11 protein-coding genes are annotated in these 13,813 nt (G+C 72.6%); 2 read left to right on the forward strand and 9 right to left on the reverse strand.

The window, feature by feature from the left end; genetic code table 11:
- Nucleotides 1–42: 42 nt before the first annotated feature.
- Together AB0K67_RS25695 and AB0K67_RS25700 are read left to right on the forward strand one after the other, a co-directional pair.
- Nucleotides 43–2,067, forward strand: coding sequence for a hydantoinase/oxoprolinase family protein (locus AB0K67_RS25695; protein WP_364064976.1), 2,025 nt, complete (start codon nt 43–45; stop codon nt 2,065–2,067).
- Nucleotides 2,064–3,692, forward strand: coding sequence for a hydantoinase B/oxoprolinase family protein (locus tag AB0K67_RS25700; protein WP_364064979.1), 1,629 nt, complete (start codon nt 2,064–2,066; stop codon nt 3,690–3,692). Before AB0K67_RS25695 ends, AB0K67_RS25700 begins: the two co-directional genes overlap by 4 nt.
- Before the next feature lie 212 nt (nt 3,693–3,904).
- Here the strand turns inward: AB0K67_RS25700 and AB0K67_RS25705 are convergent, their stop codons facing one another.
- From AB0K67_RS25705 to AB0K67_RS25745, 9 genes are all read right to left on the reverse strand, one after another.
- On the reverse strand, nt 3,905–4,759 hold the full coding sequence (locus tag AB0K67_RS25705) for a metallophosphoesterase (protein ID WP_364064982.1): 855 nt from the start codon (nt 4,757–4,759) through the stop codon (nt 3,905–3,907).
- Between the two features lie 34 nt (nt 4,760–4,793).
- Complete coding sequence (locus AB0K67_RS25710; RefSeq protein WP_364064985.1) at nt 4,794–6,305, reverse strand: helix-turn-helix domain-containing protein; 1,512 nt, start codon at nt 6,303–6,305, stop codon at nt 4,794–4,796.
- Complete coding sequence (locus AB0K67_RS25715) at nt 6,302–7,336, reverse strand: DUF917 domain-containing protein (protein ID WP_364064988.1); 1,035 nt, start codon at nt 7,334–7,336, stop codon at nt 6,302–6,304. The genes AB0K67_RS25710 and AB0K67_RS25715 overlap by 4 nt, the downstream gene beginning before the upstream one ends.
- Nucleotides 7,324–8,271 (reverse strand): hypothetical protein, encoded by a 948-nt coding sequence (locus AB0K67_RS25720; RefSeq protein WP_364064991.1) that lies wholly within the window; start codon nt 8,269–8,271, stop codon nt 7,324–7,326. Before AB0K67_RS25720 ends, AB0K67_RS25715 begins: the two co-directional genes overlap by 13 nt.
- Nucleotides 8,268–9,575, reverse strand: a complete 1,308-nt coding sequence (locus tag AB0K67_RS25725; protein ID WP_364064994.1) for an MFS transporter — start codon at nt 9,573–9,575, stop codon at nt 8,268–8,270. The genes AB0K67_RS25720 and AB0K67_RS25725 overlap by 4 nt, the downstream gene beginning before the upstream one ends.
- Nucleotides 9,576–9,776: 201 nt before the next feature.
- Nucleotides 9,777–10,751 (reverse strand): alpha/beta hydrolase, encoded by a 975-nt coding sequence (locus AB0K67_RS25730; RefSeq protein WP_364064997.1) that lies wholly within the window; start codon nt 10,749–10,751, stop codon nt 9,777–9,779.
- A 277-nt stretch (nt 10,752–11,028) separates the two neighbouring features.
- Nucleotides 11,029–11,790, reverse strand: coding sequence for an ATP-binding cassette domain-containing protein (locus tag AB0K67_RS25735; RefSeq protein ID WP_364065000.1), 762 nt, complete (start codon nt 11,788–11,790; stop codon nt 11,029–11,031).
- Nucleotides 11,787–12,818 (reverse strand): ABC transporter permease, encoded by a 1,032-nt coding sequence (locus AB0K67_RS25740; protein WP_364065002.1) that lies wholly within the window; start codon nt 12,816–12,818, stop codon nt 11,787–11,789. The genes AB0K67_RS25735 and AB0K67_RS25740 overlap by 4 nt, the downstream gene beginning before the upstream one ends.
- A complete protein-coding gene (locus AB0K67_RS25745) occupies nt 12,815–13,795 on the reverse strand; it encodes a sugar ABC transporter substrate-binding protein (protein ID WP_364065005.1) in 981 nt (326 codons plus the stop codon). Before AB0K67_RS25745 ends, AB0K67_RS25740 begins: the two co-directional genes overlap by 4 nt.
- Between the last annotated feature and the right edge of the window lie 18 nt (nt 13,796–13,813).

Raw genomic sequence — 13,813 nt, forward strand, 5'->3', positions numbered from 1 at the left:
ACGCCCAAGATCGCGTGAACGGCGTTACATACCGTTCACAGCATGAGTTACCGCGTCGCCATGGACATCGGCGGCACCTTCACCGACGTCGTCTGCTACGACGAGCGCACGGGTGCCGTGACCGCGTCGAAGGCGCCCACCACCCCGGGCGACCTCGCGGACGGCGTCTTCGCCGCGCTGGGCCGGGTGGTCGGCGACCTCTCGGAGATCTCGTTCTTCGTGCACGGCACCACCCAGGGGCTGAACGCGCTGCTGGAGCGCAAGGGTTCGAGGGTTCTGGTGCTGGCCAGCGCGGGCGGGCGCGACGTCTACCGGATCGCGCGCGGCAACCGCGACCGCATGTTCGACCTGCGCTACCGCAAGCCGGAGCCGCTGGTGCCGCGCCGTCACGTGATGGAGGCGGGCGGCCGGCTGGACTACCGGGGCCGCGAGCTGGTCCCCCTTGACGAGGACGCGGTACGCGACGCGGCCAGGCGGGCGCGGGACGAGCGGTTCGACGCGGTGGCGGTGTGCCTGCTGTTCTCGTACGTCAACCCGGAGCACGAGGTGCGGGCGGGCCGGATCCTGCGCGAGGAGCTGGGCGACGACGTGCAGGTGGTGCTCTCGCACGAGGTGGCGCGCGAGTGGCGCGAGTACGAGCGCACCTCGTCGTCGGTGCTGGAGGCGTACACCGGGCCGGTGGTGCGGCACTACCTCGCGGGCATCGAGCGGCGTTTCGCCGAGCGCGGTCTTCGCGTGCCCGTGCACGTCATGCAGTCGTCGGGCGGGCTGGTCAACGCCTCGTACGCGATGCGCCGGCCGCTGCAGACGCTGCTGTCGGGCCCGGTCGGCGGCATGATGGGCGGGGTGGCGGCGGCCCGGCTGCTGGGCAGGGAGAACGCCATCTGCATCGACATGGGCGGCACCTCGTTCGACGTGTCGCTGGTGGTGGACGGCAGGCCCGACGTCAGCGCGGAGGCGCGCATCGAGGGCCACCCGGTGCTGATGCCGATCGTCAACCTGCACACGATCGGCGCGGGCGGCGGCTCGATCGCCTACACCGAGGCGGGCGCGCTGCGCGTCGGGCCGCAGTCGGCGAGCGCGGTGCCCGGGCCGGCCTGCTACGGCAGGGGCGGCACGCAGCCCACGGTCACCGACGCGAACGTGGCGCTCGGCCGGGTGGACCCGGCCTGGTTCGCGGGCGGGCTGATGACGCTGGACGCCGAGGCGGCGGGCGCGGCGGTGGCGGAGCTGGCCGGTGAGCTGCGTCTCGACCCGCTGCAGCTCGCCGAGGGCGTCTGTGCGGTGGCCAACGCCAAGATGGCGCAGGCCATCCGTACGCTCACGGTGGAGCACGGGGTGCAGCCGCGCGACTTCGCGCTGGTCGCCTTCGGCGGTGCGGGCCCGATGCACGCCGCGTTCATCGCGCAGGAGCTCGGCATCTCGGAGGTGGTGGTGCCGCGCTTCCCCGGCGCGTTCTCCGCCTGGGGCATGCTGGAGGCGGACGTGCGCAGGGACCTGACCGACCCGTACTTCCGGCCGCAGGAGGTCCTCGACGGCGGCGACATGTCGCAGCGGCTGGTGTCGCTGGAGCGGGAGGCGCTCGCCGCGCTCGACGCGCAGGGCGTGCCCGAGGACCGCCGCCGTGTGGAGCACGCGGTGGACATGCGCTACGAGGGCCAGGACTACACGCTGACGATCCCGCTGCGCGACGCCACCGAGCCCGCGCAGGCCGGTTTCCTGGAGTGCATCGCCGCCCGCTACGCCGAGGCGCACACCAGCCGGTACGGGCACGCCACCCCGGAGGCGCCGGTGGAGTTCGTCATGCTGCGCAGCACCGGGTTCGGCTCCTTCCCCCGCGCCGCCGTCCCCGAGGCGAGCAGCGAAGGGCCGCAGGAGGTCGGCGTACGGGATGTGATCTTCGACGGCGAGGTGCACCGCACGCCGGTGCTGCGGCGCGCGGGCCTGAGCGGCGAGCTGGAGGGGCCGGCGATCGTGGTGGAGGAGACCGCGACCACGGTGATCCCGCCGGGCTGCCTGGCGAGCGTGGACGGCAACGGTTTCCTCATCGTGAAAGTGGACAAGTGATCGCCCCTGTCACCACGGAGATCATCCGCTGCGCGTTGCTGCAGGCGGCGGAGGACATGAACACCACGCTGATCCGCAGCTCCTACACCCCCGTCATCTACGAGGCCAAGGACTGCGCGGTCGCGCTGCTCGACCGCGACCACAACGTGCTCGGCCAGTCGTCCGGCCTGCCGATCTTCCTCGGGAATCTGGAGGTGTGCACCCGCGAGACCGAGCGCCGGTACGGGCGGGACGTGTGGCGGGAGGGCGACGTGTGGGTGCTCAACGACTCCTACATCGGCGGTACCCACCTCAACGACGTCACCGTCTACGGGCCGATCTTCGCCGGCGGCGAGCTGGCCGGGTTCGCCGCCTCGCGCGCCCACTGGCTGGACGTCGGCTCGAAGGACCCCGGCGGCTCCATGGACTCCACCTCGATCTACCAGGAGGGTTTGCGCATGGGCCCGGTCAAGGTGTACGAGGGCGGCGAGCCCTGCCGCGACCTGCACGAGGTGATCTTCCGCAACGTGCGCTTCCCCCACGCCACGCTGGGCGACCTGCGCGCCCAGGTGAGCTGCGTCATGACCGGCCGGCGGCGGCTGAAGGAGATCGCCGGCCGGTGGGGCATGGACACGCTCGCCGAGGCGCGCGAGCAGATCTACGACCAGACCGAGCGCATGGAGCGCGCCGCCATCGCGGCCATCCCCGACGGCGTCTACCGGGCGTCGGGCTTCCTCGACAACGACGGCATCGACCTGGACACCCCACTGCCGGTCACGGTGGTGATCACGGTGTCGGGCGACTCGATGCACGTGGACCTCACCGACTGCGCCGACCAGGCGACCGGCCCGGTCAACTGCGGCGTCGCGCAGGCGGTGGCGGCCGTACGGGTCGGCTACAAGCTGCTGCTCTCCGGCGACGTGCCGCTCAACGGCGGCTCGTTCCGCCCGCTGACGGTGCGCACCAGGCCGGGCTCGATGCTGGCCGCCGAGTCGCCGGCCGCCTGCCAGTACTACTACTCCCACCTGGGGCTGCTCATCGACCTGGTGGTCAAGGCGCTGGCCCCGGTGCTGCCGGACAAGGCGGCGGCCGCGTCGTACGGCGACTCGATGATCGTGCAGTTCACCGGCATCGACCCGCGCACCGGCAAGCTGTACGTCTCGCAGGAGGCCACGGTCGGCGGCTGGGGCGCCTGGGAGGGCGGCGACGGCGAGAGCTGCCTGATCAACAACGTCAACGGCTCGCTGCGGGACATGCCGATCGAGGTGCTGGAGACGCTGTTCCCGGTCCGCGTCACCCGGTACGAGATCCGCCCCGGCACCGGCGGCGCGGGCCGCTGGCGGGGCGGCAACGGCGTGGTGCGCGAGTACGAGTTCCGCGGCGACGCCGCGCTGTCGCTGTGGTTCGAGCGGTCGGTCACGCCCGCGTGGGGCCTGGCAGGCGGGCGCGACGGCGCGCCGCCGCGCGTGACGCTCAACCCCGGCACGCCCGGCGAGCGGCGCCTGCTGAAGGTGAACGCGCTGCCCGTCAAGGCCGGCGACGTGCTGCGCTGCGAGACGGGCGGTGGCGGCGGCTACGGCCCGCCCGAGCTGCGGGCGCCCGACGCGGTGGCCGAGGACCTCGCCGAAGGCATGGTCACCCGCTGAGGCCCACCCGCCGCACCCCGCCGGCGACGGCCCCGCCCCGAGACCCGCCCGCCGGACACACCCGCAAGGACCGCCCGCCGGACCCGCCGGCGACGGACAAGCCCGCCAGACCAGCCCGCAAGACCAGCCCGCCGTCCCGATGCTTTCCCCTGGCACCGGGGCGGCGGGCCGCGGCGTTCGGCAGCAGCTCAGGCGTTCCAGGGCTCAGGCGTTCACGAGGACGGCCGGTCCGGCAGCACGTCGCGCAGCAGCCGCCGGTTGCCCGGACGGGGCTTCCACTCGCGCGGGTAGCCGAGCGACACCTCTTCGAAGCGCACCCCGTCGTGGCGGGTGACGCGCGGGATGTGCAGGTGGCCGTAGATCATCGCGGCGGTGGGGTGGCGTACGTGCCAGTCCTTCGTGGCCGTGGTGCCGCACCACTGGGCGAACTCGGGGTAGCGCAGGATGTCGGTCGGCTGGCGTACCAGGGGGTAGTGGTTGACGAACACCAGCGGCACGTCGTCCTCCAGCGCGGCCAGCCGGCGCTCGGTGATCGCCACGCGGGCCCGGCACCAGGCCTCGCGGGTGGGGTAGGGGTCGGGGTGGAGGAGGTATTCGTCGGTGCAGACGACGCCGGTGCTGTGGGCGTAGGCGAGCGCGCTGTCCTTGGTGGTGTGGCCCGCGGGGAGGAAGGTGTAGTCGTACAGGAGGAACAGCGGGACGATCCGCACGGGGCCGCCCGCGCCCAGCCATAACGGATAGCCGTCCTCCGGGGTGAGCACGCCCAGCTCGCGGCACATGCGCACCAGCTCGTTGTAGCGCGCGACGCCGCGCAGCTCGGGCGGGTCGCCGGGCGGGGTCCACAGCTCGTGGTTGCCCGGCACCCACACCACCCGCTCGAACCGGCCGGCCAGCAGGCCGAGCGCCCAGCGGATGTCGTCGAGCCGCTCGCCGACGTCGCCGGCGACCAGCAGCCAGTCGCCCGGTGAGTAAGGCTTCAGCTCTTCCACGATGGCGCGGTTCTCCGGGTAGGCGACGTGCAGGTCGCTGACCGCGAGCAATCTGCCGTCGGGCTGGGGTTCGGGCAACGAGGTCTCCTTTCCTGCCGCTGCTACGAGCATGTCATGCCGGCGTCGCGTGCGACGTACCCGATGATCTCCGGACGACGTGGCACGCGAGTTGCAGAGCGAGCCGCGTGGTCGGGTCGTCGAGGTCGAACCCGGCCGCCTTGATCCGCTCCAGCCGGGTGGTGATCGTGTTGCGGTGGACGCCGAGCCGTTCCGCGGCGCGCAGCGCGCCTCCTTCGTCGAGCAGCGCGGCCAGCGTCTCCAGCAGCGTGCCGTCCTTGTCGACGGCCAGCAGCGGGCGCAGCACGACCGCCGCCGGGGCCTGGAGCCCGGCGACCGGCAGCGCGCCCAGCAGTTCGGCGGGGCCCATGCGGTCGGCCCGCGCCACCGTGCCGGGACCGGCGACGAATGCCGCCGCCTGCGCGCCCAGCAGCGACTCCTCCGCCGCGGCCAGCCCGTTGACCTGGGTGCCGACGCCCGCGGCGGCCGGCCACGGCATGGCGGGCAGGCAGCGCCGCAGCCGCTCGGCGACGTCCTGCGGGGGCAGCGCCGACCAGCCCGCCCAGCCGCCGCCCCGCATGAGCACCGGCACCTGACCGAGCGAGGCCGTGATGAGCACGGCGGCCGAGGCGGGGTCGGTCTGCGCCGGGGCGCCGTCCTCGTTCGGGCGTACGTGGTAGGCGGTCAGCGGACCCTGCACCTGCCAGCCGAGCGCGACGGCCGCCGCGCGTTCCTCCTGCTCGCCGTCCGCGTCGGTGGCGGGCTGCTTGGCGGCTTTGAGCAGGCGCTCGGCGAGCGACGCCTGCAGCGCGAACTCGCGCGAGGCGTGCAGCCGCTCCCCGGCCGCCCACGCCGTCAGCGGCGCCACCGCGAGGTCCAGCACCGTACGCACGACCGCGGGCCACCCGGGCGAGCGGGACGAGCCCGACGCCACCAGCCGGCCCAGCGCCTCGCCGGCCAGGCCGGGCACCTCCACCTCGGCCGACCACCGGCCGCGCCCCGACGCGGGTTCGCCGGCGTCGCGGCGGCCCGCGAGCGGCAGACCGTACCGGTCGAGGAAGGCCACGGCGGTGCCGGGCAGCTCGGCGTTCAGCACGCCGAGCACCCGACGCGCGGACGGGCCCGCCTCCGCCAGCCGGGTCGCGCAGCGGGCCACGAGCTGCGTACGCGCCGCGTCGGGACGTGAGGCCGCCGACGCCACCCGCAGCGCGACCAGCAGCGGGTCCTCGTCCACGAAGACCAGCGTGACGCCGAGCCGCTCGGCGAGCACCTTGCCCGAGCCCTCGCTGAGCCCGCCCGACGGCGCGATGACGCAGGCCGCGGCCTGCTCCCAGGCGCGGCGCATGGCCATCTCGATCGCCCATCCGCCGCCGGCCGCGGGCCCGGTCAGCACGACCGCCGTGTGCGGCGCGACGGTCGCGAAGACCGACAGCTCGTCGACGATGCGCACGCCGCGTACGGAGTGCTCGCCCGCGCCGTACATGCGGGCTCCGGCCAGCGGTCCCGCGTTGACCAGCTCGGCCACCGTGACGGGGGCCTCCCAGCCGGCCGCGCGCACGCCGCTCACAGCGGCATCCCGAACGCGCGCGGCCCGCCCAGGGCCAGGCCCCGCTCGGAGTGCCACACCGGCGCCGCCCGCACCACCATGATCTCCACCTCCAGGCCGGGCTCGGCGTTGTCCACGTCCACCACCATGCCGCCGGTGGTGGAGATCATGCAGATCTGGTCAGGAACGGTCGCCACCACGGCGCCGTCGGCGAGCGCCAGCACCACCTCGTTGTGCGCCTCCAGGCGTACCAGGCGGCGCAGCCCCTCGGACTCGCGGATCACGATGGACGACGGCTGCGACGGCAGTCCCACGGTGGGGCCGTGCCCGGTGCCGCCCTCCACGGCCAGGATGCGGCCCCGGCAGAGCGTGCGCGCGCCGTACGGGGCCGCCGCCGAGCGCGGCACCCCCGGCTCGCCCGCCCGCATGAGCAGGCTCACCGTTCCCGGCACCACGACCTTGACCAGGTCGCGGGCCGTCATCGGGTAGCAGGCGGCGACTCCCCAGCCGCCGACCGACAGCACCACGGGGCGCAGCAGCTCCTCCACCCGGTCGGCGGCCGTCTCCAGCACCACCAGCTCGCCGGAGCCGCCGGCCAGCGCGAGCGGCGCCACGTTCACCCCGCCCAGCGTGTACGTGGTCTGCTCCACCAGCGGGAACACCCGCCCGGTTCCGTCGCCGTCCACCAGCGGCACGCCCAGCCCGGCGGCCGTGATCAGCGGGAACAGCGCGTTCTCGGCGGCCAGGTTCAGCGCCACCACCGCGCCGACCGGCTCGCCCAGCCGCCGCTCCAGCGCCCGCACCGCCCGCTCGGGCTCGTCGCCCGCCGGGATCTGCTCGCCCAGCGCGGTCGTCGAACCGACCAGCGTGATGGCCACGCATCTCGTTTCGGCGGGCAGCTCGTCCGCCGCGACCAGCTCCACCCCGTCGCCGATGGCCGAGCGCGCCCAGTCCAGCGACAGGTTGAACGACGACTCCGCCGCCCCCGTCGCGAGCACCCGCGACCCGGCCGAGAACCGGCTCAGCCCGTCGCGGTCGATCAGACGGGCCACAGCTGCCCGCCCGCCGTCACCCGCACCCGGTACAGCCCGTCGGGCAGGTACGACAGCGGGTTCACCGTCGTCTCGGCGATCCTGGCCGACCCGGGCGCGGCTCCGGCGCTGACCACCCGGGTCAGCGCCTCGTCCCTGGCGTCCTGCAGCACGCGCTCCAGCTCGGCCCTGCCGCGCGCCTGCACGATCCGCTCCACCAGCGCGACCGGCTGGCCGCGTGCGGCGCCGTACGCCGCCGCCACTCCGTCGGGCACGTCGGGCCCCAGCTCGGCGCGGCCCCGCTCGCGGCTCGCCGTCGCGCCCAGGTCGCAGGCCAGCGGGAAGCGGCGGAAGTAGCTCGCCGACACCAGCCCGCCGTCCGATCGCGCGAAGTAGGCGGGCACGCCGGGCAGTTCTCTCGCCACGTCGCCGGCGATGCGGTCCGCCTCCGCCGACAGGGCGGTGTTGCGGATGGCCTGGGCCTCCCGCTCGCGCAGCCCGGGGTGGCCGAACTCGTACGACAGCGTGATGCGCGCCTGCGGCACCTCGGCCATGATGATCGCGGCGACCTCCAGCTCGTGCTCGGGCAGGACGGGCGACCCGGTCGCGGTCACCGCGAAGTCGAGCAGTCCGCATCCGGCCGCGAAGCGCCGGACGGCCTCGGTGTCCAGCGGCGCGAGCCGCCGTCCCGTCAGGCTGTGGCCGCCGCGCACGATGGTCGCCACGCCGGGGTCGGCCACGGGGCGCAGCGCCTCGGGGCAGGGCCCGCCCACCCGGATGGCGGCGACCGGCGCCGTCGGGGCGTCGGTGAGGTCGAGCGCCACGCACACGCGGGCCGCCGTACGCGCCGCCGCCCGCGACACCGGCCACATCGGCCCGCCCTCGCCCGCCGCGACCAGCACGGGAGCGGGGCCCTGCCCGCCCGCCGCCTCCTCAAGCGCGACGCCGAGGATCACTCCAGCTCGCGTCCTTCCGTCTCGGGCAGCGGCAGCGCGAGCAGCGCCGTGGCCACCATGAACGCGTTGATGATCAGCATGGTAGCCGTGAAGCCCGTGGCGGCCGCGAGCAACGCACCCACCGCCGCCGGCGCCACGGTGGTGGCCACGAGCTGCGCCGCCGTGGCCCACGAGTAGCCGGTGCCGCGCAGCCTGGTCGGATAGAACTCGCCGTTCCAGGTGTTCCACACGCCCCAGGCGCCGAGGCTGAAGAACGACAGCACGAAGTTGCCGAGGTACAGGCCGGTCGTGGAGGAGGCGGTGGCGAACCACAGGCCGCCCAGGGCGGCGGCGGCCACGTACGCGAGGAAGACCTTCTTACGGCCGTAGCGGCCGGTCAGCAGGGAGGCGCTGACGTAGCCGGGGATCATCATGAGCGCGCTCAGCGCCGCGAACCCGAGCGAGGCCGACAGCGTCAGCCCGCGCTCCTGCAGCAGCGTCGGCAGCCATGCTTGCAGCCCCCAGTAGCCCCAGCTGAAGACGAAGTTGAGCGCCAGCATGACCACGGTGATCCGGGCGAGGCCGCTGCCGAACAGATCGAGCGGCCGGCCCGCGCGCTCGCCGGCCACGGTGAAGGTGGCCTCGACGTCGGGGCTGCGCAGCTCGCGCAGCACCGCCCGTGCCTGCTCATGCCTGCCGCGCGCGGCCAGCCAGTACGGCGACTCCGGCACCCATCCGCGCACCGCGAACGCCCACAGCCCGGCCACCGCGCTGGCGATCACCACCACGCGCCAGCCGAGGTCGCCGAGGAGCACGGCCGCGCCGATGGCGGTCAGCATGCCGATGGGCCAGCCGATCGACAGGTAGACCGCCGCCCGGCCCCGGTGCCGGGTCGGCAGCAGTTCCAGGAAGTACGGGAACGTGATCGTGTAGATGCCGGCCAGCGCCAGCCCCGAGGCCACCCGCACCGCCACCAGCATCTCCGCGCTGGTGGCGAAGGCCGAGGCCAGCGCGAGCACCCCGTACCCCAGCAGCGACCAGAACGCGGTGGGCCGGCGGCCGATCCTGTCGGCCACCGGCCCCCACACCAGAACGCCGGGGATCATCCCGAACGCGACCGCCGACAGCACCACGCCGATGCCCGCCTCGCCGATACCGAGCCGCACACCGAGGTCGCCGGAGACGTAGACGAGAGCGAGCTGCTCCCACGACTCGATGACGAACGCGATGAACAGCGCGAGCCCGATGAGCACGTGCCGGCGGGTGAACGGCATATGGTCGAACGCCGCCCCGATGGGCAGCGTCCGCGCACCTGCGGCGGTCATGTAAACTCCCTAGAGGACGGTGTTAACTTCACTGTTACGTGGAGTTAACACGTGGGGAGCTGTGCGACCAGCTCCCCTGAGGTCCGCCCCGCTCTGAGATTGAGCGGACCGCCCCGGCAGGGCGGTCCGCCCGCCGGTCACTCGCCCGGGTGTCAGCACCATCCGGGAGAGGCACCGGCCAGAGCATCATGGCCCGCGTCCTTACCGCGCGGTCTTCAGCCACTCGCGGAGCTTGCTGGTGGCGAGCTCCAGGGCGCCCTTGGCGGCGTTGGTGTTGCGCAGCGTGTCCAGCATCACGAAGTCGTGCACGATCCCGCCGAAGCGCACGGCGGTCACGTCGCCACCGGCCTCGCGGAGCTTGGCGGCGAACGCCTCGCCCTCGTCGCGGAGCACGTCGGCCTCGCCGGTGATGACGAGCGTGGGCGGCAGGGTGCGCAGCTGCTCGGCGCTGGCCCGCAGCGGGGAGGCGTGCGGGTTCGCCCGCTCCTCGGGGTCGGTCGTGTACTGGTCCCAGAACCACTTCATGCCCTCGCGGTGCAGGAAGTAGCCGGTGGCGAACTGCTCGTAGGAGCCGTTGTCGAAGCTCGCGTCCGTCACGGGGTAGAACGCCAGCAGGCCGTTGAGCTCGACGTCACCGCGCTCCTTGGCCATGAGGGCGAGCACGATCGACATGTTGCCACCGACCGAGTCACCGGCGACCACCACGCGGGAGGCGTCGAGGCCCTTCTCGGCGCCGTGCTTCACGACCCACTGGGCGGCGGCGTAGTTCTGCTCGATCTGCGTCGGGTACTTCTTCTCCGGCGCCCGGTCGTACTCGACGAAGACGACCGCGGCGTTCGAACGGACCGCCAGCTCGCGGACGAGGCGGTCGTGGGTGTTGGCCGAGCCGAAGACCCATCCGGCGCCGTGGATGTAGATGATCACCGGAAGCGTGCCGGTGGCGCCCTTCGGCTTGACGATCCGCACCGGCACCGACCCGGTCGGGCCGCCCTCGACCTTGATCCACTCTTCGTCGATCTCGGGCTTCTCGACGCCCTCGCCGGACTGGACCTGCTCCACCGTCGCACGGCCCTGCTCGACCGGGACCTGGTAGAGGAAGGGCGGGTTCGCGGTGGCCTCAACGAACTCCTGAGCGGCCTGCTCCAGAACGACTCGACCCGTCGCGGTCGTGGTCATGACGATCACACCTTTCTGTCGTGTTCGGCATGTTCGATGAACTCTGCCTGCCATAAGCCATGATCGACCGCGAGATCATCCCAAATGTTGGCCAAATCACTCCTGACAATCCCTGTAAATTCCGGCGTTTGCGTAAAGTTCCAGGTCAGCGATGGTGCGGCGTGACGCAGACCACATTTGCGCACGCCGGTATCGAGTGACGTGCACCACAGCGAATGTCAACGCCCGCAGTGACGCACGCCACCATTCACACCCGCGAAAGTGACGCGGATCATCCTCATTCGCGCCGCAGCTCGTGCTCGAGCTCCGCCAGCTCCGCACCGCCCGCCATGAGCGATGTCAGCTCTTGAGGGGTTATGTCCGCTTTGGCGTAATCGCCGATGCAGGTGCCCCGGTTCAGCAGCAGGAAGCGGTCGCCCACCGGATAGGCGTGATGCGGGTTGTGCGTGATGAAGATCACGCCGAGCCCCCGATCGCGGGCGCGGGCGATGTAGCGCAGCACCACCCCCGCCTGCTTCACGCCGAGCGCCGATGTCGGCTCGTCGAGGATGAGCACGCGCGCACCGAAGTACACGGCCCTGGCGATGGCGACCGACTGACGCTCGCCGCCCGACAGCGTGCCGACCGGCTGGTCCACGTCGCGGATGTCGATGCCCATCGCGCGCAGCTCCTCGCGCGCCACTTTGCGGGCCTTGGCCACATCGAACGCCAGGCCCTTGCGCGGCTCGGAGCCGAGGAAGAAGTTCCGCCAGACCGACATGAGCGGGATCATCGCCAGGTCCTGGTAGACGGTGGCGATGCCGCGATCGAGCGCGTCGCGCGGGCCGGTCAGCCGCACCTCCTGGCCGTCCACCAGGTACTGGCCAGAGTCGTGCTGGTGCACCCCCGACAGGATCTTGATGAGCGTGGACTTCCCCGCGCCGTTGTCGCCGAGCACGCAGACGACCTGCCCGGCCGACACGCTCATGGACACCTCGCGCAGCGCGAGCACCGAGCCGAACGTCTTGCCGATGCCGCGCGTCTGCAGGATCGGGGTCAATGCCGCACCTCCTCGGCATAGCGCCGGACCAGGCGGTTGGCCAGCGTCGCGAGCAGCAGCATCGCGCCCAGGAAGAAGGTGAACCAGTCGGCGTCCCAGCCCAGGAACACGATGCCCTTGTCGGCCATCCCGAAGATCAGCGCGCCGATGGCGGCACCGATCGCCGAGCCGTAGCCGCCGGTGAGCAGGCAGCCGCCGATGACGGCCGCGATGATGTAGATGAACTCCTGGCCGATGCCGATGTTGGCCTGCACCGACGTGTAGCGCAGCGCCAGGATCGAGCCGACCAGCCAGGCGGCGAACGCCGTCGTCATGAACAGCGCGATCTTCGTACGGGCGGCCGGCACGCCCACCGCCCGCGCCGCCTGCTCGTTGCCGCCGACGGCGAAGATCCAGTTGCCCGCCCGCGTGCGCATGAGCACCCAGGTCGCCACCGCCGTCACCGCGATCCACCACAGGATCGCCACCCGGAACGAGGTGCCGCCGATGTCGATGGTGCCGGCGAAGATCGCGTTGGCGAGCTCGAACCCCTCGGCCCTGCGCAGCCCGCTGACCTGCACGGTTCCGGTGATCGCCTTGGTGACGCCCAGATTGACGCCTTGGAGCATGAGGAACGTGCCCAGCGTCACGATGAAGCTGGGCAGCTTGGTCCTGGTGACCACGATGCCGTTGGCGAACCCGATCGCCAGCGCCACGACCAGCCCGGCCAGCATGGCCGTCCAGACGTTGAAGCCGAACCTGGTGGCCAGCGTCACCAGCACGAGCCCGCTCGTCCCCGTCAGCACGCCCGCCGACAGGTCGAACTCGCCGCCGATCATCAGCAGCGCCACCGCGACCGCCATGATGCCGAGCGTCGCGGCCGGGTCGAGCCAGTTGGCGATGCCGTCGGGCGAGCGGAACACCGCCGACTGCGCGGCGAAGAACGCGAACACCAGCACCAGGCCGACCACCGCGCCGAGCTCCGGCCTGATGAGCAGGCGGCGGGCCAGCCCGGCCTTCGCCACCCGCTCGTCCGCCACCGCCGTCATCGCGTGCCCGCCTCCGCCAGCTCGGCCACCTGCGCGGCGTTCTCCTTGGTGACGAACCCGGGCCCGGTGTTGACCGGCAGCCCGCCGCCGACCGTGTTGAGGTTGGACTTGTACAGGTGGAGGAACGTGATCGGCAGGTAACCCTGCAGGTACTGCTGCTGGTCCACGGCGAAGAGGATGTCGCCGTCGTTGATCGCGCTCACCACGTCGGCCGACAGGTCGAACGTGGCCAGCTTCGCCTGCGAGCCCGCGTCCTTGATGGCGTCCCTGGCGGCCACCGCGACGGCGGGGTTGAGCGCGAGCACGCCGTTGACCTGCTTGTCGGTCTGCAGCTTGGCGGCGACCTTCGAGGTGACGTCGGCCAGGTTGCTCACGTTCACCTGCAGCCGCTCGACCGTGCCGCCGAGCGTCTCCTCCGCGCCCTTGCAGCGCTGGTCGAGCCCGACGTTGCCGGCCTCGTGGATCACGCACAGCAGCTTGGTGACGCCGGCCGCCTTGAGCTGCTCGCCGGCGCCGCGCCCGGCGACGTCCTCCGACTGGCCGACGTGGGTGATCGCGCCGAACTCCTTGGAGAAGTCGGCGCCCGAGTTGATGGTCACCACCGGGATCTCGGCCGCGACGGCCTTGCCGATGGCCTCCTTGAGCGCGTCGGGGTTGGCCATGGAGACGACGATGCCGTCCACCTGCTCGGACACGGCCTGGTCGATGAGCTGTGACTGCCTGGCCGGGTCGTCGTCGCCCTGGTAGGTGACGGTCACGCCGTACTCCTTGCCCGCGGCCTCCGCACCGTTCTTGACCACGTCCCAGAACGAGTCTCCGGCGGCGGCGTGGGTGATCACGGCGTAGGTGGCGTCGCCCGCCTGCGCGGCGGAGGCGGGCGGGGCGCTCTCGCCTCCGGAAGAAGGGGAAGAGGAAGAGGAACAGCCGCTGATGGCGAGCGCTCCTAGCAGGGCCAGCACGATCGGGGTACGTCTCACAGGGCACCTCCAGCACCA

Source organism: Nonomuraea sp. NPDC052634 (assembly GCF_040678535.1).
Classification (GTDB): domain Bacteria; phylum Actinomycetota; class Actinomycetes; order Streptosporangiales; family Streptosporangiaceae; genus Nonomuraea; species Nonomuraea fastidiosa.